Here is a 19602-nt window from a genome sequence, read left to right as displayed (position 1 = left end):
AGGCAGGCAAAATGTAAAAAACTTTAATAAACTTTTGTATATTTATCAACGGAGGTGCTTAGTCATCCCGCTCGAACGCAAAGCCCCGTAACATTATCGGCAACTCTATGAAGCAGATAAACTACATCCTCAAAATTGACAATCCTTGTAAAGAAAATTGGACTTCAATGACGACTATTGAACAAGGAAAGTATTGTTCTGTTTGTTCCAAAAACCTCATTAATTTCACAAGTCTGTCAGATTCTGCAATTACTAGGATTAATTGAAAAGTCAAATGGTAAAGTCTGTGGACGTTTTAACGAAAAACAATTAAATCGAATTATTGAAATAAAAGAAAAACAAAGTATTGGGACAGGAATTTACAAACTTCTAACGGAACTTATTTTTATCTCGACAACCAATAATATTGAAGCCAAAAATTCAGGTTCAAAAGACATAGATAGTTTTAAGACCGAGTTGCAACAGAACAACCATAAAGTGTCTGTTGCCAACGACACATTACCAACAGACACTTTAAAAAATCTCGTTAGCGGAAAAATAATTGATATTGACACCAAAGAACCGCTTGTGGGTGCAATTATTCAACTAAAAGGGGAGTCATTTGGCACAAAGACTGACATAAATGGCTTTTTCAAATTAACTATCAGCGAAGAACTTTTGTCAGAGAAAATGGTATTTCAAGTTCTCTTTGTAGGATATACAACGAATGAGTTTACAGTACATAAAAAAGACTTACCGATCGACAAAGAACTTCTAATATTACCAAGCTCGGCGGCACTTTTAGGAGAAGTTGTGGTTATAAAACAAAAAGGGAAATGGTGGCAAAGAAAAAAGAAAAACAGCCACTAATATTGAGGGTGATGAAAGTTGGAGATGCCATCATTATCTACTAATAGCAAACCCAAGCTTCAGTTCTAGCTCGACGAATAAATCTCAACTTTAGTTATATCTTTTCAATCAGCAGAGGTTATCGGCAGACGGAATGCTATTCTCTTATCTGCACAAAGCCTTATCGATTACCAGTAATTTTATGAAGACACTGCTCTCATTGATAATTTTGACTTTTACGACTGTAGGTTGTGCTAATAAACAGACACCGAAAGACGAAAAATTATCTGTGGCAGAAAATCAAGAAAACACCGTGACCATTTTTAGGCAAGTTGCCGACTTTCCGACCATTAAGGACACAACTAAATTTATTACAGACCTGCAACAAACTTTCGGACTTGAAGTTGATGAAAGTTCTTTCCAAAAAGTAATTAAAAAAATCACGACCTACCAGAAGGTAAAAATTTACGGTTCTGACAATGACTACATTTTTATTGAGTATGACTACGGTGACGGTTCTGGGGCAGCCTTTCCTTGGAAATATCAAATTTTACTCACGACAGACGGTAAACTCGTAAAAATCTTTTCTGGACATAGATTTGAATTCGTTGAGATTTTTAAAGGCAAAAATCCATTTTTACTGATAGTTGTTGGAACTGCAAAAGGCAATGGTGGACACGAGATTTATAAAATGTCGGCCGACACATTAGAAAATGTTTATGAAGGATATCTTGACAATGCCATTAGGACTTATGATGCACACCAAGACAATAGAATCTACGAGCCGAACGAATTATCGTTGAAAATTAAAGACTACAATAATGACGGACTCAATGACATTGCTTTCGTAGGTAAAATAGTTCTTATTCAAGGACAAACCAAAAATGGCGACTGGTTTGACAATGAAACTATCAATGGAAAGACTGTAACTTATTCAGTTGACAATCCCTTCAAGAAAATTCTAGTAGAATTTGTGTTTCTTTACAGTAAGCAAACTGGACATTTTAAGGCAAAAGAAAATTATATAGAAAAATATCGACTGGACAACTGACGAGCAAAGAACAACTACAGGCAACAGTCGTTTCACTCAGTGCTAGGTAAAGTGGGTATTTAACATCAAAATAAACATAAACACCTCTATATCAACCTAGTGACAAGCTCAACAAACAACACAGCAGAGTATATGACACCAGAAGAATTTGTAAAGAATTTTTATTTAGAGCGTAAAAATCTTGTCGACTTATATTTAAGTGCTGACAATGAGACTGACGTTTCCAAGCTAATTGGTGAATTACAGCTCGACGAAGAAAAAACCGAAAGACTTAGACAAATATTAAACGGAACTCTAAGAGACGCTTTCTATACAACTTTGTTAGGACTTGATGGTGGCGCAAAAATTGGAGAACGACAAGAAACCTATAAAATTGAAGATGAAAACGGTAATGAATTAACAGGCGGAGAAATCGAAAGCTATGCTTGGGAATATTTTCACAACAACAAATTTGAGCTTGATAATTCAAAGGCAGATTTTATTGCAACATTGACATACAAAACAACCGAACAAGGCGGAAGAAAAACAGCAGCAAAAAATGGATATAGCCCACAAGTGAAATTTGACTTTGACGAGATGCATACCTCAGGGCAACAAACCTTTATTGACAGAGAACTTGTTTTTCCAGGTGACACTGTTGATGCTGAAATAAAAATCCTCTCAGTTGACCATTTCGCAAATCGACTGACAGAAAAAATGCAATTTGAGTTAAGAGAAGGTGCAACAATTATTGGAACAGGATTCATTAAACAAGTCATTAATAACAAACTCAAAAAAGCTAGCAGGTAACCGCCAGGCTGTGAAAAAACTAATTTGATTCATTTCTATACTCGAACGCCTATTTGAGGAATTTTCAACTATTCAAATCTAAAGGCTTAGATTTTAAGTTTTTTCACAGACTGCCGCTATTGGGCATAAGCACAGGGGGCTTCTACGATATTGAAGTACTAAAATCCTGCATGCACCAAACCTCAAGACATTATTGGCTATTCTATAACAGACATCCTAAAATCAAAAACAGATAGAAATGAAATTATCTACACTTTTATTTTTTAGTATTCTATCCATATTGGCTTCGTGTAATGGGCAGACTATTAGTTCGCAGAACCAATCTATTCCTTTTAAAGAAATCAATATAAAGGGGGATAATGTAAAAGAACTTGGAAGTAGTATAATGGTAATTTACCAAGACAAGAAAAATAATTATTGGTTTGGTAGTTGGAAAACGGGCGTGTACAAATATGATGGTAAAACCTTGATAAATTACACAACAAAACACGGTTTGTATACTGATAGAGTTGATGATATAAAAGAAGATGAATCGGGCAACCTATATTTCTCAGGTATGAATCCAAATGCTACAATAACAAGGTTTGACGGAAAATCATTTACCAATATTAAAGCGACTCCGAGTAATGAATGGAAACTTGAAGCGAATGATTTGTGGCTAAAAAATGCTTATCAAGACAAACAAAAAGTTTATCGTTTTGATGGAAATACCTTGTACGAACTGACGCTTCCCAAGCCACCCAAACTTCACAATCCATTTGAAGTCTATAGTATTTATAAAGACAGGAAAGGTAACATTTGGTTTGGCACCAATCCAGTTGGAGTATGTCGTTACGATGGGAAATCATTCGACTGGATTACAGAGGAAGATGTGACAGAATTTCGCAACCAAGGAGCAAATGGAGTTCGTTCCATGACTGAAGACAAAAATGGAGACTTTTGGTTCAATACCGAAAACCGTTACAGTGTTTACGACAGCACCACTTTGAAAAGCAACACCTTTTATACAAGACACGAAAGTATAGGTAGTTTAGATGGGAAAAATACAAAAGGTCTAAATGAATATCTTTCAACGGTAAGAGACAACGAGAACAATTTGTGGTTTGTAACGTATCGTGATGGAGTTTGGAAATATGATGGCTCAAAAATCACACATTACCCTGTTCAAGAACAATCAACAAATATTAAATTATTCAGTATTTACAAAGACAACAATGGCGACTTGTGGCTTGGCACACATGAAAATGGTGCATATAAATTTACTGGAAAGACATTTGAAAAGTTTAAACCATAATGCAGAACAGCTACCAACATCAGTAGCTATTACATAACTAATTTTACCTAAAATACTCTTACAGCATAAACTTCCAGACCTCTTTCTTTTGTTAACAGTGAATATGTTCAAACTTTAAGCTATCCAAGCTGACTTGGTTCAACATTTTGGGCGGTCGCCGTTGCGGCTGGAGGTTTTTGCGTCCTTGCGTATCCTTAGAATAACGCATTTTCACAAGGTAAAATTAAAGGTTCTACACTAGATGGATCCTATGATTATTCCTATATTTGAGCTGTGCAACAGGTACACAAGTCCTACATCAGGCATGTCCAGATACAGGCTTAGAGCTTTGTGCCTCCATTAAACCTGAGTGATAAATTGGTTATTTGTGCTAGGAAACCCGCTGTTCGCGGTCAAGCCAAAATACCTTGCAAAAATTAGAAATTCTCAAAGATGACAATTAGAATAGCCATAAAAATTTTGTTGGGACTACTTTTAGCAGTAGTTCTATTTCATTTATGTATCTTGATTAAAATAATACCGTATGAAATAACATGGGGAGGACGATTAGAGTCTGACCAAGAAATGTATATTTTTGAAACCATTTCAATTTTAGTCAATCTGTTTTTGGGATTTGTACTGCTTATAAAAGGTGGATACATAAAGGATTTCTTTCAACACCGTGTAATAAATATTCTGCTTTGGACTTTTTGGGGTCTCTTCGTTCTCAATACAATCGGAAATACTATTGCAAAGACAAGTTTTGAGAGATTATTTGCTTTATTGACATTTATTTTCGCTGTTCTAATCGGTATTATATTGAAAAATAAAAGACAGATATAACCTTAATTGAAGTCTATCAATTCAATATACATACAAAATGAAATGCAAGCTTTAAACCGTAACGGATAACCGAAATGTTAAAAACCTATTATCAAAATTGTGAAGACTTCCAACCTGCATAAAGCTCCGAATACTATGCTCCACTGTAATGAAACAAACAATATTCATATTAATAATGCTATTTGGGGGTTGTTCAACTCAACAAGAACAAAATAATAAAAGAGTTATTGATGACACATTTAATATAAGAATAGAGAAAAACACTAAGTTCATTCTGACTGAGACAAATAACTGTGAACAAACCAAATTGTCCTATCAATTTGACATTTTGATAGATTTCAAAAGATACACTGACACAAAAGAAAAACTGGATTCTTGCCTATTAAAGATTTTCATAAAAGACAAAGTTAAAAAATCAACCGTTGATAGTTTTTCTATTGTTTCTACGTTTTATGTATCAGGCATGTTTATGAGTTGTGACAGTATGACTTCATTTACAACTAATTTTAATTCAGACAGAAAAATAGTTGACAACTATTTTGGGGATTTAGTGGTAGTGGATATAAATTTTGATGGAAAAGACGACATTGCAGTCATAAATGACAGCGGTGGTACTGGAGGACCATTTTATAGTTATTACACACAGACAAAAGATAAAAAATTTATCAAGGACCAATATCTAACAGATTCTGTCACTTATTTTCCAGACAAAATTGACAAAACTAAAAAAAGGCTTACTACTTTGGTTGTCGCAAATGCTTATTCTGTTGGAGAACATACTTATCATCTTGACAGAAATTCATATAAATGGAGGGCGATACGTCACAAAATAATTGGAGAGCAAAAAGAATAGCGGTGCAAAGCATCGGCATCTATTAAGTGGAGCGAAAGGGAGTAATACTACCATTAGAATGCGACATTCAACAGAAAATTCATGATTAGGTTTTTAATTTTAATGACTGTCTTTCTCACTACTTCTTGTCACAACAAGACAGAAAAAAGTATTCAACAAATCTCCAACGAAACGTCTAACACATCAATAAATGATCAACTCGATACCTACTTTTGCGACTATGAAATTAAGCCCTTAATAATTGTGAATAATACAGAAAGTAAACAAACTCTAATTAACCTTGGGAAGCATAAAATAGAATGGCTTGACACCACTGAAGAGACAAAAATTAAAATTGACGACGACCTTTTTACACTAAAAGATAAGCTTACTTTAAATACAGTTTGGGGGCACAAAGACTCTGTAGATTTTGCTAATAATTGGGATGAAATCAAACTTTTCACATATAACCGTAGAGAACTTATAGGAATAAGAATGTCATATAATCCTTGCGTAGGTTCAGGTTGTAGTCTGGACTATTTTTTAATTTATGATCTTAAAAGCAAAACGAAAAACTTCTTTGGTCAGTTCAGGATAGACAGGGAAATGGCTCTTTATCATTTTGATAATGAACTAAGCTATGTTTCCAAAACATACAGAGAGTCTGCAAATGATTCCAAAGTTGAATACATTTATGAACTCTTTTCAGTTGATGAAAAAGGACAATTTAACAAAAAGAAAAATAGCAATGGTTTGACCTACCAAATTAAGCATACTACTTTCCTAGACGACGACACCATCAGAAAAGAAATACTTGAACAGAATTGGATACAAAAGATAAAATAGGACTCAAAGACAAACGGGTTGACAAAATGCTGTTTGTTCGTAATTTGGTAGATACAGATATTTACTATAGTCCAATGGTTGCTTGGCTTTTTTTTCTTGTTGTTGTGCTAGCAATAGCTCATGGGCTTGTTTTTCAATTAGCCTTTTCAAAATATTTTCCCTTGCTAATCCTTTATATCCTAGGTGGATATACCGTTTGTGCCTTTCTAAACAACAGCTTTGCTTTGACACAAGATGCTTTAATAGTTATAAATCCTAATTTCCCTTTTCGACAAGTTAAGACATATCCATTGTCTGACATTCGACAAATAACTATTGACAAGTCAAAGTGGAAGTGGCATTTCGCTTTTTGTATATTTGGTAGCAACTATATCGCCATTCAGACTGCAGATGATACTAAAAAATACTTTTGCGTAGGACTTGAACTCGATGCGTATGATGAAAATTTGACAGAAAAGACAATGGATTCATTTCAGGATAACTTAAAAGGTAAAGGTATTCAGACTGTTTTTAAGTTGGACAAACACTAAGACCGTAAACGTAACAATAGAAGAAAGCTCAGGCAGCAACATGAGTGTTGCATCCCTCGGGCTGAAGTGCAAGCTTGGAAGTCTCGTGCTTTTAATGAATTTTAGTAATAAATTAGGCTATTCTGCTTGTAAAGCCAACCCTCACAAAGCCCAGAAACATTGGCAACAATTTTAAACCTACACAATAATGGATATTAACAGTAAAAAACTAGAGAAAACATCAAGGCTAATCTACTATTCCATTTCAATCATACTTTGTTTGTTTTTAGTTCTACTTTGCAACAAAATTATTGATGACATTGATAGCACTTCAACAAGACCTCTCATGGAGTCATTTGAAAACAAAGCAAAACTTTCACAGCTTACTACGAAGCAAAATGCTTTGAACTTACAAATCGAAAATTTAAGTGCTCAGAGGTCACTAATTGAAAAGACCATAAAAACAGCAGAAGAAAACTATACAAGCGAAAAGCAATCATTTGACAATTGGGTACAGACTAGAAAAACGTTGGGCTCGCCAGACAAAGATCAAGAAGTAATTGATAGAGCAAAGAGATTAGATGAAATTCATAAAATCAAGGATGCCTGGAAGGTTAAATTAGAAGCAAAACAAACTGAAATTGAGACGGTTTCTAAACAAAATATTGCCCTTCAGAAACTGGTAAACGATGAAAAAACAGAGGCAGAAAATAAGTTCGATAGTGCAGTAAAGCATTATGATTTAAAAGTTTTCTTAATCAGACTTTTCATTGTAGCCCCAATATTGGCATTAGGTATTTTCTTTTTCATTCGTTATCGTCGACATAAATTTTGGCCATTATACTTTGGATTCACGCTTTTTGCTTTTTATGCATTCTTTTTTGGACTTGTGCCTTACTTACCAAGCTATGGAGGCTATATAAGGTATACTGTTGGAATTATAGTATCAGGTGGACTTGGTTATTACGCAATAAAAACTATCGGGAAATATATCGAGGATAAGCAAGCAGAACTGCAAGTGTCAACTGAAGAACGTTCAAAGAAAGTACAAATGGAAGTAGCTGAAAAAGCTCTTGAAAACCATTATTGTCCTTCTTGTGGCAAAGATTTTATTATCAAGAAATGGGCATTGCCAATAAAAGGTCAAGAAATCGAGCTACAATATGTTACAACAGACTTTTGCAGATATTGCGGTCTTGAATTGTTTAGTAATTGTAAAAAGTGTGAGAATAAAAATTTTGCTCACTTGCCATTTTGTTCATCTTGTGGGACAAAAACTTCAAAAGACTAACAAAAACCTCTGTCAAAATGAGGTAAGCATAACGAATATTTCCTCAACGTTTGTTCTTTATTATGCTTCTGGTCGAGCTTGACTTATCAATAAAATATCAGCAATATTGCTATGATAAACTTACTTGCTGGCAGAACTCAAACTCCCCAAGCTCCAAACAGTAGCTACCATATTATGTCAATCTTGTCTAGCAACAATAAAATAGAATTTTACAAATTTCTTAATGGAGACATATCTGTTGAGGACTTGGAGAATTTTATTTATTCTCAACCAGATTTAGAGCAACAACTTGATAGCGAAGCATATTTAGATTTGATTGAGTTTAATTTTAAGGACAAATACAACAAAGTAAAATTGCCTGAATTCATAAAGACTAGCATTATTGAAGAAGGACAATTTGAAACTTGGAAACTACAAAGAGCTTTAAACGCCTTCCTTACTCAACCAGATAAAATAGACCTTAATCTTAACCGCATTTATCATTTATATTGTGGGGTTTACCAAGGGAATAGGAAAAGAAGATATGCGTACAAATTTTTAGGAAATTTAGGACTTAACTATCTCTATTGGACAGACGAAGGATATTTGAAAACTTTCTATGGCGAAAATTGGAAAACTGAATACGAAAAGTTTTCAAACGATTTTGGGTTTTATCACAAGCAACTTAAAAACTTTGCATCAGAGATATTATCGGCTATTGACTCCAAGGAAATAGAAATATTGAATGATGGAACATACAGGATTTCGAATGTCTTAAGAAACAAATTAGAAACAGACGAAATTTATCAACTTCAACATCCAAACGAAAAATACAGCAGCTAATAGTCTTTGGGCAAAATGGCTGGTTCGGTGCTAAAATAGGAGTTTGGATTAACCATAACCCTTAGCCTTAAATCAAAACAATCACCTATAAATCAACAACTTACCCAATCTAAAAACCTTATGACAATATTACCAACCCCTAAACAAATACACAACCTATGGCATATATAATGGTGGACATAGAAAGTGACGGACCTATTCCAGGCGACTTTTCTATGATATCTTTTGGAGCAGTTTTAGTGAACGAACAACTCGACAAAACATTTTATGGAAAACTCAAACCAATCTCTGATAGGTTTATTCCAGAAGCACTTGCTGTTTCGGGACATTCAAGGGAAGAAACCTTGACATTTGAAGAACCCAATATTGTAATGTTAAACTTTGCCAATTGGATTAAGGAAGTATGTAAAGACAGACCCATTTTTATAAGTGACAACAATGGCTTTGACTGGATGTTTATTTGTTGGTATTTTCATCACTTTATAGGGACAAATCCTTTTGGATTTAGCTCACAAAACTTAGGGAGTCTTTACAAAGGAATCGAAAAGGACACTTTTAAAACGTTCAAACATTTACGTAAAACTAAACATACTCATAATCCAGTTGACGATGCAAAAGGTAATGCAGAAGCCTTACTTACAATGAAAAAAGAGTTTGGTCTTAAAATTAAATTTTAAACTTGAACACACAACGAAACAAAAAGACCATTATAAATTATCCACCAACTGCTTTGAAAACTTTTGAGGTTTTTACATATGAGTGGATTGACAACCTGTTGAAAAACTAAATACTAAAAACAAAAAATCACATCTATGAAAAAATTATTTTATTTATTCCTCCTCCTTTCACATACTATTTTTTCACAACAAATTCCTTTTAAAATAACTGGTACTTATGAAGATGGGCTTATTAAAAAGGTGAATGTTCACAGAAACCCAACTTTTACAATCGACACCATTATCATTAATAAAGATAAATTTGTTCTAACTGGCAAACTAGACTACCCTAGGCATATTAACATTGGATTTAATGATTTTGAAGGAGCAAGAGGAGTGTATACGGATGGAAACACGATCAATGTTAAATATAAAAATACGCCAAATTTGATCGATAGTAAAGTTATCGAAGTTTCTCCTATTAGTATTTCTGGAAATCCTATCACCATTGATGACCACAAAATTTGGGGGCTTATTTCCCAAAAATTTTCAGATAATTTTTCATTCAAAGACAAAGCTAAAATCATGAATTTGATTGAAAAACACCGAGAAAAATACCCCAACTCCTTAAGTAGTCTTGCATTAATATCAAATATTTTGGACATAGCTTCTACAGATGAAATAAATGCTCTGATGGAGAAAATACCCATAGAAAATCAAGATAAATATCTTGGGCCTTCGATAAAACAATCTTTGAAAAAACGTAGCCTCATTGGAAAGGCAATTAAAAATTACTCATTCCCTGATATAAACGGCGTTGAAAAACCAATAATTGACACTACCAAACAATATACCTTTATTATGTTTTGGGATGCTGCGTGTGGGCCTTGTCGAATATTCAATAGAAAAATGAATGATATCATTAAAACAATTGATTTAGACAAAGTAGCAATTATTGGGGTTTCACTTGACTCCAATAAATTGACTTGGAAAAAAGCAATTAAGGAAGATAAAGTAACTTGGACTCAACTAAATATCAAAGAGGGCTTTGATAGTGAAATCATCAAAACCCTTAATTTCAATGCGTTGCCCTACGATTTATTAGTCGATAAAAATCTGGTTATCAGAGCCAATGGTTATGACAAATCATTTGAAATATTATCCAAAATAAACTAAATGTAACACCTCTGTTGATTTTTCATCTGTGTACAACGCATAGTTCGAACAAAAATATTGTACCCCACGTAGGTAGCTGTCGCACAACTCATTTTCTCTAAAAATACTCTTACAGAATATCCTTCAAAACCTCTTTTAAAGCCATTTAAAGGAGGTTTGTTTTTTTAGTATTTTTTAGTTTTTGCAATAAGGTACTTTTAAGCCACTCTTGTTGAAAACATGCCATGAATTTGAAACAATTAAAACCTTCTTTGAAACTAAAGAGATAGTCCAAAAGAAAAATCTACCCCAAAAAGACTGATTTGCGGGTCATCATTATTTTGTTTTGACAGTAGTAAAATCGATGACACTTTATATCTCCATAGCCAAATGCTGTCGAGAGCATATTCGGCCAACCATATTATTTACTAATGAGCTTACACAGTGCTTAAAGAACGTATCAAATTTCTCTATTCATTTTCAAAAGAAGATTTTTATTTAGTCACCCTTAGAAATCGTCCCGAAATAGTGTGATCTATACCTTCATAGCATCATATCTAGACTTCACTCCAAATAGTTTAAGCAAAATCCAAAAGAAACTGCTTTCTTAAACCAGTTTAAGTTTTATCATTTTCTAATTCCACAATTTTGCATTGAACAATTTAAAACTAATAATGCCATGCAAAAACGATTAAACTTTAAGGATGTTGCACCAAATGCACTAAAAGCAATGATTGGAGTAGAGGCTTATCTGTCAAAGGCTTCCATATCTCAGACAACCAAAGAACTTATAAAAATTCGTGCCTCACAAATTAACGGATGTGCATATTGTATTAACATTCACACTCAAGATGCTATTAAAAATGGGGAAACCAATCAACGTATTTTTCTATTGAGTGCATGGAAAGAAGTTGAGGGTATTTTTACTGAAGAAGAGAAAGTAGTGTTGGCAATAACTGAAGAGATGACACTAATCCATCAAAATGGATTGTCAGATCAAACCTATTCAAACGCATTACATTTTTTTAGCGAAACCCAAATTGCGGATATTATAACGAGCGTAATTGCCATCAATCTTTGGAACAGGGTTGTACTGAGCACCCACCTACCAATTGGCGAAAGTCTAGCATAGAGCACCAAAAATAGCTTACACAATTATAGGATATCTCTAAAAAGTGATCTAGGGCTTGCTTAAAAGACAAAAGAGTGTAGATATGCGGTATAGGCAACAATCCATTTATTTGACAATTATCAAAAGTTAGCATACAAATTGACAAAAATTTTGACAGAAATTAATCATATGAAAACCAAGCAACTACATTACTTTTCTGGTCTAGCAATAGCTACTTTTGTTGCTATTCATTTAACAAATCATACAATCAGTGTGTTTGGAGTGGATGCGCATATCAGATTTATGGCTACAATTCGACACATATATCGAAACCCTATAATCGAAACGGCTTTGTTAGTCGCTGTAATAACTCAAATCATTTCTGGAATTAAATTAGTAAGAAAAAAAGCAACAGTTTTTTTTGAAAAATTACACATTTACAGCGGACTCTATTTAGCGTTTTTTCTTACTCTGCACGTTTCTGCGGTATTAATAGGTCGATTCGTACTTCATCTAGATACAAACTTTTACTACGGAGCCGCAGGAATTAATGTATTCCCAATGAGCCTTTTTTTTGTTCCTTATTATTCACTAGCAATTATATCCTTCTTTGGGCATGTCGCAGCTATACATAGTAAAAAAATGGGAAAAACCTATTTATCTCTTACCCCTACTCGACAAGCACAAATGATTTTTGCTTTTGGATGGTTGATCACAGCAATTATATTTTATGGATTAACGAACCATTTCAATGGTATCAATATTCCAAAAGAGTATAACGTCCTGATAGGAAAATAATATCACAAACAAGAGAATCGTTCGCACAACTAACTTCCTCTAAAATACAATTACCGTATATCCTTCAAAACCTCTTTTAAAGCTATTTAAAGGAGGTTTGTTTTTTTGTTTAAAATTATCGGCCTCGTCGACCACCGATATTTTTATGCCCTTATGTATCCTTAAATACGCATTTCCAAGCAATTCCCGAAGCTAAAATTAAAGGTTCTTAACAAGGTGGAAGTCTGTATATTTCTATATATTGCTATACAATTGAGTTGGCAGAATAAACTTCTGTTCTTTAGCTAAACTGTAGTCCTACAATTACCAAACAATCGCAAAACCTCGGGGTATCACCTACACACCTTAAGGCATGGCACTAAATGAATAACAGGAAAATGATAAAATTTTTACTTTTAATCCCTATTTTAACATTAGCACTTATTAGTTGTAATTCAAAAACAACAAAGCAAGCAGAAAAAGATACGACAGGATCTTTCAAGAGGCAAGACCGAATTGAAAAATTTTGGAAGTGGTTTTTGGCAAACGAAAGAGCCCTACGTGATTTCCAGAAGAATCCGGATAGTACCTTAACTGAAGCTTTAGATAACGTAAAGAAAATTCAAAGTGGATTGGCAATAGAATTTGAACCGCCCCAAAACGACATTCTTAATGTTACAGTTTCAGCTAACGGAGACATAGAATTATTTCCAATTGTAAAAGAAATTATTGAGAAAGCCCCGAAAATTGAAGGATGGCATTTTGTTGCATTTAGACAAAGGATACCGTCGGATAAAGTTAAAGGAATGGTTTTGAGAGCAGAAAACCATGAGCTTAAACCCGATAATATGAGATTTTTTCCAGTAGTCTCAGGCGACAGTCTCGATATTATTATTTATGCCAACGGTGTAACCAAAGAAAATTACAATCAGGTTGCTTACGGTGGACTTTTACTGATTGACAATATATTGGGTGAATATGACGGTGTAACAAAGGTTCGCAGTTATGACTTTCAAAATATGCCTACTACGCAAGAAGAGCTTAAAGGATTAAAACCTCTTCTTAACCTAGCTGAATACGTTGACAATTTTCACAAAATAAAACACAAGTAAACCTGCCAACATTGAGTATCGGTCACAAAAGGTTTGCATTATGATAGGCGAATAAACAAAGCTCTATCTTTAGCTTTTCAATTTGGTTTTTGATTTGGGCTAATCTTATAGTGGGTTCCTCCTCAACATCAAGCTATAAACTATCAGTCACAATACCATGACATCCAACCAACTATCGACAGACATCAAGGAATTTTTAACAAGGGCTTCGACAGAGACCTTTCTTTTGGCTGCTCGACAATTTGTTGAACTATTGGAGATAACTCCCATTGACAAAAAAGAATTTTTCACGAAAGCTCATTCAGCACTTTTAGACCTTTATTCAGCAGGATACAAACTTGAGCAAGTTGAGTTAAAGTATTCTTCAAATGGTAAAGACTTCGACCGAGACGCAATTTTTGAGAACAAAAATACTGGACAAATTTCTAAACTTGGAGCAGAGGCATTTTATTGGGAAGTTTTCGAGCCGACCTATTCGGAAAACGATGGGAAATCAACGCAAGGTTGGCTTATTGACGATTTCTCAGATATTTATCGTGACCTGAAAATTGAATTGTTCAAAATAGACAACCTCCGTACAGACGAAGCCATAGAAGACGCATTATGGCAATTAAAGTGGGGTTTTGCTCATCATTGGGGACAGCATTGCATCAATGCATTGAGATATTTTCATTATCTATACTATGAGGGGAAACAAACAATCTGACAGAAGAAATACTTACCCTAGTCATGGGTAAATTTTCGAGTTACGCAAATAGTTTAGTCATAAACGAAAGTTTTTTAAAGCTGTTTACACCGCAACGCAAAGCTCTAAAATGTTAATAGCAACTCCATTAGAAAAAATGAATATATTCAACTTTATAAAACGAGGCTTTAAAAATGACCTCTTTCATGAGCAGACTATAAGACAAATAATGACTTATATACCAGAGCCTTATAGATCTCATAGACAATTTAAAAATAGCGTTGAATTCTTGGAAAATAAAGAGTGGGAGCTTGCTCTTGACAGTTTAATAGAACTTTCTGATGAAACCGAGCACCACTTTACAAAAAACTTTTGGATGGGGCTTGTCGGTATTTGCGAAAAAATGAAATTAAACGACCAAGCGGAATATTGCAGAATGAAAGCTCTTATGACTGAATAAAAATATGAAATCAATCAATGTGCATTTGACCTTGATAAATCACTGATCGCCAAGCCCAAATTTTTTTACGTTTATTTAAAACCTCATTATTCGAAAGCCTTTTAAAATTAATTAGTATGACCTTGATAACAGAAAATTATCCTTGGGGCCAGAAATACAAATTGGCCATCCCTGATGCTAAAAACAACGACATCAATTTTGACTATGGCAATATTTATCAAATTGAAAATACCACACCTATCCCTCAATCGTAATTGTATGACAACACCGCAAATATTGACGCTTATCTTCACACTTAGGTTTTTCTCTTGCATTGGAAAACCCGATAATACTGCGACAAAAATTACAAGTGCTTTATTAGATACACAAGTAATGGTTTCAAGCTCTGACACCGTGAAGAAATTGCTTGTTGATGATTATCCTGTCAAAAATAAAATGCTTGCCGATAGAACAAGTAATAATTCATCTTATAAAAAACAAAGCGGAAAGATATTTTCATTTGATAAGGTGTGGTTCAGCAATGGTACCCTTAAACAAACTTTAGTTTTTGAACTTTACACCGATTATCACAGATTAGCGATATATCATTTTTTAGACAATGATATTCCAATCGACTTGATCCGTAGAATGGAACTCCACACCGAAGGTGGGGAAATTGCATCTGACAAACAAAAATTAAAAGATTTTAATGGCTTTCTCCAACATACAACTCCCATTAATTCTTCTTACTTTACTACAAAAAAGGGGTTCAGTCTTGGAGACCCCAAACAAAAAGCAGTTAAAACTTACGGCAACCCAGACAAGCAAACAATTACAGACGGCATCGAAAAGCTGGAATGGCTATTTATTGGAGACGCTTCGTTTGACGGCAAAACTAGTTTAAAAGGTAAGCCCCTAGCAAACCATAGTTTTGGACATCAAATATTAATGTACTTTAGAAATGGTAAATTAATAGCCCAAGTTTTGCATAACGATGCCCCTTAATGAAAAAATAAACAGTTTTTATATCGGATAGGCTAATCGGCATACGGGGAGTATCGAGAAACTATGTCTGATTCTCAACAAATGGATAACTCGCTGATTACTAAGCCAAATCCATTAGTAGACATTTAAAAAACATTTGAAGCTTTCTAAAAATCATACCTATAATTGAACTAAAAATGGAAAAACATTTAACGAGCATCTCGATAATCTTGACCTTGGTAGTAGTATTTTCTTGTAATCCATCACAGCGAGAAACAAAGCAGGTAGAAAAAGAAAATCCCGAACCACTCCAATCGGAAGAAATCGTGACAAGTAGTTTCAGAGGTCAACACGACATTACGCAGGAATTATATGATTACCTTGTGAGTAAAAATGTAGCATTACAACAGTTAGAGAAAGATATCGAGAATTTTAACTCAAATGAAGCATCTGAGAAATATGCTAAGTACGACAACAAATCAAGTAATTATTACACTTCGGCAGGTAATAATATAACTTCCATCGAGGATAGTTTATTAAAAAAACGAATTTCGTTTCTCATTACGTCAAGTAAAAACAAATATCAAAATAGAACACATGAGCTACAATCTATCTTAAAACATATTTCTCAAAAAAATCTGACCCTTCATGACCATCATACTGCTTTAAAAATCATTTTAACTCTGCCACTAATTGAAAAATACCAAAAAGATAATATTCCAGACAAAAATGAGTTCAACTTGTTGGATGCAGAACAACAAAAACTAATAAAACGGATTGATAGTGTAACACCAAAATATTAGTCAAAATAGTTTGTACACAAAGAAAATCAGCTGACAATTACAAGTTGAGTCTGATAGAAGTTATTAAGCATAAGAGCTCTCCTTGTACTTTTGTTGCGACTATGAAAAATACACTCAATTCCACAAACAATTGAAAATAAGGAATATACCCCAACATATTCAAGCGCCATTAAGGTTCCAATTTCTCTCGTATACAAAACCTTATTCATTAAGCAATAATCGTAGAAACGACCCGACATGAAAGTAACAAGACAAAATCTAATAGAGCTTTGTGACAATTTTTTAGACCATAAAATTGACAAAACCGCAATTATAAATTTTGCTTGGGCTGCTATTAATGATAATCTTTTCGAGCGGGAGAAAGACGAAATTATTTCAGACACAATTTTTGAGTGGGATAATGAAGACATTAATTTTGAAATTAACAAAACAAATATTTTGCTTTGGAAAGAGCGCCTATTGACAGAAAAAGATAACTTAATAATTTACAATAATTGGAATGCACATATTGAAACGCAAAAGAAAATTTGCGAGCAAAGTAACTCTATTTGGAAACCAATCAATAAAAAATTAAAAATTGGAGTTTCTAAAAACCTTGGAAAATACCCAATTAACGGACTTAGACGTCTGGCAGAAAAAGGCTCAACTGGCTGGTTGATATGGACAGGGGAATTTTCTGAAGCAGACAATTTTTCCAACCAATATGTGCAGAACATCTGCTACAACAAAGGCCAGAAATAATTAAGTACTTGGGGCTTGATGTAGGTTTTAGATTTTTATCAAATAGTAAAGCTGACGAATACATTTGGTATGATGAAAAATCAAAAAACTTATAAGAGCGAGCTAAAACACCTAATATCAGAAGAGATCTCCGTCTGGTAAAGCGCATAGGACAGCTTAATTCCGTTTCATTAAGAAAGACAAATACAACTACTTGAGAATACTACAACAGTAAAACGTTATGACAAAATATCCAGAGGTTAAAGACCCCAATTTAATTGGAGAATATCCTGCCTTAGTAATGTCAGGTGGCGGTTATGTGTGGGATGATGTATTGGAATATCGAGTTTGGTGTTATCCTGAGAATGGAGTACCTGATACAGAAGATGGCAACGATTATTATTACTATTTTTCTACTTATGAAGAAGCGTTTGAGTTTTCTAAAAATAATGTGGGCTGTGAGTCACCCATTGCATTAGTATTGCAAGAGGAATATATCGACGAAGAAGAGCCAGGAAAGTTTGTACATATCAAAGAACCTAGATTGACTGAATGGCAAGTTGAGTTTTTAAAAAGACCGAAGCGGACGGATAAAACTATTCCTGATTTTTTATCCCCAGATGCTCCGAGCAACCGACTTGACATTTTACGTGGGTTAGTTTAATATAGAACTCTATAAACACCACCAAAGCCAATCATTAGTAACAATCTTAAAAAACACCTAGTATGGGACGACCTCTTTCTGACATTACAATATACTACCATGGTCATTTAATAAAGAATACACCCGAGGATTTGGAGTTTCATAGGACCTTAAACTACATATCAGACTTCTATCATAATTCTTTAGACGGTTACAAACCACCCAAAACAAGCAGAATAACTTTACATGTTGGACCAACTATTAGTTTGGCGGGACCAAGATATTTGGGGGCAATTTGTATATACAATAAAATATTCAATGAAGAAGAATATCTAAGTTTATCAAAACATGGAAAGTACAAGTATATTCTGGACTTACTTCATTTTGCAATATTGGAATTATCAGAAACTTATGGCTGGGACAAATCAGTTTTCATTAAATCCTACAATCATATAATTGCAAGTCAATTCAAATTTGAAAGAGTTTACCCCCAAAAAACATCGAGAGACAAGAAATCTACAGGGCAAGTTTTACTCACCAAAAATGTGAATCAATCCATTTTAAGCATACAAATACAATCTGGCGGAAAAACTATCAATAAGATTTTGATCGAAAAACAGAATTGGTTTTGGGATGACATGATTTATGAATACTCAAAAACGTGTAAATGGTTAGATAACACAAAGTTTGGGATAAAAGACTATCATCGACAATGCTACTATTCTATGCAAGATGATACTGTTTTTAACAACTTGCTAACTGAAGAGGATTTCGTTTTAAACAAAATTGTACACTAATTACCACTTCAAATATTTCTAATTATGGATGAGCTACGATAAAAAGAACTTATTAAAGAGTTTAACAAAAACAGAGAAGAAGCGGCTATTACGATTATAAAATTTTAGCAAATATTGGAGAAAAACTCGATTAGGATGGAAAAGTTTGAAGAAATACTATCTAAGTATGAAACCGTTAAAAGAAGTAACAAGCCAAGGATTACTTTTGAGGAAGTCGAAAAAATCATAGGCTTTAAACTTCCAGAAGACTATAAGTCTTATGCGATAAAGTATTCAGAATTTGAAGATATGATTGGTGAACAAAATTTAAGACTTTGGAATTTTGACGAAATCCTTGAAATTAATGAGGAATATGAAATTTTTGAATATTTACCCAAAACATTAGGAATTGGAGATAATGGAAGCGGAGAGTTTATAGCAATTGAAAAATTAAAAAATCGCAAGATAAGAATCGTGTTATCGCCTTTTATCATTGAACAAGATGCTCATATCGAAATTGGAAATTCCTTCACCAACTTTTTAGAACGTTTAGAAGATGGTATAGAATGGTTTGATTGAAAAATACCTACTTTAAAGGTGAGAAAAAAATACTATCATTGAAGTTTAGCGCTAAAAATATTCAAAGTCCAAAAAGGT

At 33.7% G+C, this 19602-nt stretch carries 25 protein-coding genes; all 25 read left to right on the top strand.

Features of this window, described 5'->3' with window-relative positions; translation table 11 throughout:
- The first annotated feature begins 177 nt into the window (after positions 1-177).
- The 25 genes from QM524_RS24025 to QM524_RS23910 all read left to right on the top strand — a co-directional run bounded on the left by QM524_RS24025 (position 178) and on the right by QM524_RS23910 (position 19524).
- The gene (locus QM524_RS24025; protein WP_283346581.1) at positions 178-849 is read left to right on the top strand and encodes a carboxypeptidase-like regulatory domain-containing protein; all 672 of its coding nucleotides are present in this window, start codon (positions 178-180) and stop codon (positions 847-849) included.
- Between the two features lie 181 nt (positions 850-1030).
- Positions 1031-1879: a hypothetical protein gene (locus tag QM524_RS24020; protein WP_283346580.1), complete on the top strand. Its 849-nt coding sequence runs from the start codon at positions 1031-1033 to the stop codon at positions 1877-1879.
- Positions 1880-2011: 132 nt separating this feature from the next.
- Positions 2012-2668, top strand: a complete 657-nt coding sequence (locus QM524_RS24015; RefSeq protein ID WP_283346579.1) for an EF-Tu C-terminal domain-related protein — start codon at positions 2012-2014, stop codon at positions 2666-2668.
- Positions 2669-2906: 238 nt separating this feature from the next.
- Positions 2907-3962 (top strand): ligand-binding sensor domain-containing protein, encoded by a 1056-nt coding sequence (locus QM524_RS24010; protein ID WP_283346578.1) that lies wholly within the window; start codon positions 2907-2909, stop codon positions 3960-3962.
- Positions 3963-4394: 432 nt separating this feature from the next.
- Positions 4395-4784: a hypothetical protein gene (locus QM524_RS24005; RefSeq protein ID WP_283346577.1), complete on the top strand. Its 390-nt coding sequence runs from the start codon at positions 4395-4397 to the stop codon at positions 4782-4784.
- A 148-nt stretch (positions 4785-4932) separates the two neighbouring features.
- Positions 4933-5637 carry an FG-GAP repeat protein gene (locus QM524_RS24000; RefSeq protein ID WP_283346576.1) on the top strand — a complete coding sequence of 235 codons (705 nt, stop codon included), beginning with the start codon at positions 4933-4935 and terminating at the stop codon, positions 5635-5637.
- 243 nt (positions 5638-5880) lie between these two features.
- Positions 5881-6462, top strand: a complete 582-nt coding sequence (locus QM524_RS23995; protein WP_283346575.1) for a hypothetical protein — start codon at positions 5881-5883, stop codon at positions 6460-6462.
- Positions 6441-6992 carry a hypothetical protein gene (locus tag QM524_RS23990; RefSeq protein WP_283346574.1) on the top strand — a complete coding sequence of 184 codons (552 nt, stop codon included), beginning with the start codon at positions 6441-6443 and terminating at the stop codon, positions 6990-6992. Before QM524_RS23995 ends, QM524_RS23990 begins: the two co-directional genes overlap by 22 nt.
- A 325-nt stretch (positions 6993-7317) precedes the next feature.
- A complete protein-coding gene (locus QM524_RS23985) occupies positions 7318-8262 on the top strand; it encodes a hypothetical protein (RefSeq protein WP_283346573.1) in 945 nt (314 codons plus the stop codon).
- 111 nt (positions 8263-8373) lie between these two features.
- Entirely contained in the window at positions 8374-9084 is a 711-nt protein-coding gene (locus QM524_RS23980; RefSeq protein ID WP_283346572.1) for a hypothetical protein, read from the top strand.
- A gap of 158 nt (positions 9085-9242) precedes the next feature.
- Entirely contained in the window at positions 9243-9761 is a 519-nt protein-coding gene (locus tag QM524_RS23975; RefSeq protein WP_283346571.1) for a 3'-5' exonuclease family protein, read from the top strand.
- A gap of 135 nt (positions 9762-9896) precedes the next feature.
- Positions 9897-10916: a thioredoxin-like domain-containing protein gene (locus tag QM524_RS23970; RefSeq protein WP_283346570.1), complete on the top strand. Its 1020-nt coding sequence runs from the start codon at positions 9897-9899 to the stop codon at positions 10914-10916.
- A 658-nt stretch (positions 10917-11574) separates the two neighbouring features.
- A complete protein-coding gene (locus QM524_RS23965; RefSeq protein WP_283346569.1) occupies positions 11575-12027 on the top strand; it encodes a carboxymuconolactone decarboxylase family protein in 453 nt (150 codons plus the stop codon).
- A 168-nt stretch (positions 12028-12195) separates the two neighbouring features.
- Positions 12196-12804 carry a hypothetical protein gene (locus tag QM524_RS23960; protein ID WP_283346568.1) on the top strand — a complete coding sequence of 203 codons (609 nt, stop codon included), beginning with the start codon at positions 12196-12198 and terminating at the stop codon, positions 12802-12804.
- Positions 12805-13181: 377 nt separating this feature from the next.
- Complete coding sequence (locus QM524_RS23955; protein WP_283346567.1) at positions 13182-13895, top strand: hypothetical protein; 714 nt, start codon at positions 13182-13184, stop codon at positions 13893-13895.
- A 157-nt stretch (positions 13896-14052) separates the two neighbouring features.
- Positions 14053-14601: a DUF5063 domain-containing protein gene (locus tag QM524_RS23950; RefSeq protein ID WP_283346566.1), complete on the top strand. Its 549-nt coding sequence runs from the start codon at positions 14053-14055 to the stop codon at positions 14599-14601.
- Between the two features lie 109 nt (positions 14602-14710).
- Entirely contained in the window at positions 14711-15040 is a 330-nt protein-coding gene (locus tag QM524_RS23945; RefSeq protein ID WP_283346565.1) for a hypothetical protein, read from the top strand.
- A 116-nt stretch (positions 15041-15156) separates the two neighbouring features.
- Positions 15157-15294: a hypothetical protein gene (locus tag QM524_RS23940; RefSeq protein WP_283346564.1), complete on the top strand. Its 138-nt coding sequence runs from the start codon at positions 15157-15159 to the stop codon at positions 15292-15294.
- 4 nt (positions 15295-15298) lie between these two features.
- Positions 15299-16024: a hypothetical protein gene (locus QM524_RS23935; protein ID WP_283346563.1), complete on the top strand. Its 726-nt coding sequence runs from the start codon at positions 15299-15301 to the stop codon at positions 16022-16024.
- Between the two features lie 176 nt (positions 16025-16200).
- Positions 16201-16806 carry a hypothetical protein gene (locus QM524_RS23930; RefSeq protein ID WP_283346562.1) on the top strand — a complete coding sequence of 202 codons (606 nt, stop codon included), beginning with the start codon at positions 16201-16203 and terminating at the stop codon, positions 16804-16806.
- Positions 16807-17043: 237 nt separating this feature from the next.
- Entirely contained in the window at positions 17044-17547 is a 504-nt protein-coding gene (locus QM524_RS23925) for an immunity protein Imm33 domain-containing protein (protein WP_283346561.1), read from the top strand.
- Positions 17548-17555: 8 nt separating this feature from the next.
- Positions 17556-17642, top strand: coding sequence for a hypothetical protein (locus QM524_RS26075; protein WP_449757799.1), 87 nt, complete (start codon positions 17556-17558; stop codon positions 17640-17642).
- A gap of 125 nt (positions 17643-17767) precedes the next feature.
- Positions 17768-18190: a hypothetical protein gene (locus QM524_RS23920; RefSeq protein WP_283346560.1), complete on the top strand. Its 423-nt coding sequence runs from the start codon at positions 17768-17770 to the stop codon at positions 18188-18190.
- Between the two features lie 62 nt (positions 18191-18252).
- Positions 18253-18966: a hypothetical protein gene (locus tag QM524_RS23915; RefSeq protein ID WP_283346559.1), complete on the top strand. Its 714-nt coding sequence runs from the start codon at positions 18253-18255 to the stop codon at positions 18964-18966.
- A gap of 135 nt (positions 18967-19101) precedes the next feature.
- Positions 19102-19524, top strand: a complete 423-nt coding sequence (locus QM524_RS23910) for an SMI1/KNR4 family protein (RefSeq protein ID WP_283346558.1) — start codon at positions 19102-19104, stop codon at positions 19522-19524.
- The last annotated feature ends 78 nt before the right edge of the window (positions 19525-19602 follow it).

The sequence above is a fragment of the Flectobacillus roseus genome, assembly GCF_030056595.1.
GTDB lineage: Bacteria > Bacteroidota > Bacteroidia > Cytophagales > Spirosomataceae > Flectobacillus > Flectobacillus roseus.
The sequence above is the reverse complement of the archived record's forward strand: the minus strand, read 5'-3'. Positions and strand labels throughout refer to the sequence as shown.

Bases quoted from the DNA above. Each gene is read 5' to 3' on its own strand.
- QM524_RS24020 (WP_283346580.1), top strand. From the start codon at position 1,031: ATGAAGACACTGCTCTCATTGATAATTTTGACTTTTACGACTGTAGGT.
- QM524_RS24015 (WP_283346579.1), top strand. From the start codon at position 2,012: ATGACACCAGAAGAATTTGTAAAGAATTTTTATTTAGAGCGTAAAAAT.
- QM524_RS24010 (WP_283346578.1), top strand. From the start codon at position 2,907: ATGAAATTATCTACACTTTTATTTTTTAGTATTCTATCCATATTGGCT.
- QM524_RS24005 (WP_283346577.1), top strand. From the start codon at position 4,395: ATGACAATTAGAATAGCCATAAAAATTTTGTTGGGACTACTTTTAGCA.
- QM524_RS24000 (WP_283346576.1), top strand. From the start codon at position 4,933: ATGAAACAAACAATATTCATATTAATAATGCTATTTGGGGGTTGTTCA.
- QM524_RS23985 (WP_283346573.1), top strand. From the start codon at position 7,318: ATGGAGTCATTTGAAAACAAAGCAAAACTTTCACAGCTTACTACGAAG.
- QM524_RS23980 (WP_283346572.1), top strand. From the start codon at position 8,374: ATGATAAACTTACTTGCTGGCAGAACTCAAACTCCCCAAGCTCCAAAC.
- QM524_RS23975 (WP_283346571.1), top strand. From the start codon at position 9,243: ATGGCATATATAATGGTGGACATAGAAAGTGACGGACCTATTCCAGGC.
- QM524_RS23970 (WP_283346570.1), top strand. From the start codon at position 9,897: ATGAAAAAATTATTTTATTTATTCCTCCTCCTTTCACATACTATTTTT.
- QM524_RS23965 (WP_283346569.1), top strand. From the start codon at position 11,575: ATGCAAAAACGATTAAACTTTAAGGATGTTGCACCAAATGCACTAAAA.
- QM524_RS23960 (WP_283346568.1), top strand. From the start codon at position 12,196: ATGAAAACCAAGCAACTACATTACTTTTCTGGTCTAGCAATAGCTACT.
- QM524_RS23955 (WP_283346567.1), top strand. From the start codon at position 13,182: ATGATAAAATTTTTACTTTTAATCCCTATTTTAACATTAGCACTTATT.
- QM524_RS23950 (WP_283346566.1), top strand. From the start codon at position 14,053: ATGACATCCAACCAACTATCGACAGACATCAAGGAATTTTTAACAAGG.
- QM524_RS23945 (WP_283346565.1), top strand. From the start codon at position 14,711: ATGTTAATAGCAACTCCATTAGAAAAAATGAATATATTCAACTTTATA.
- QM524_RS23940 (WP_283346564.1), top strand. From the start codon at position 15,157: ATGACCTTGATAACAGAAAATTATCCTTGGGGCCAGAAATACAAATTG.
- QM524_RS23935 (WP_283346563.1), top strand. From the start codon at position 15,299: ATGACAACACCGCAAATATTGACGCTTATCTTCACACTTAGGTTTTTC.
- QM524_RS23930 (WP_283346562.1), top strand. From the start codon at position 16,201: ATGGAAAAACATTTAACGAGCATCTCGATAATCTTGACCTTGGTAGTA.
- QM524_RS23925 (WP_283346561.1), top strand. From the start codon at position 17,044: ATGAAAGTAACAAGACAAAATCTAATAGAGCTTTGTGACAATTTTTTA.
- QM524_RS23920 (WP_283346560.1), top strand. From the start codon at position 17,768: ATGACAAAATATCCAGAGGTTAAAGACCCCAATTTAATTGGAGAATAT.
- QM524_RS23915 (WP_283346559.1), top strand. From the start codon at position 18,253: ATGGGACGACCTCTTTCTGACATTACAATATACTACCATGGTCATTTA.
- QM524_RS23910 (WP_283346558.1), top strand. From the start codon at position 19,102: ATGGAAAAGTTTGAAGAAATACTATCTAAGTATGAAACCGTTAAAAGA.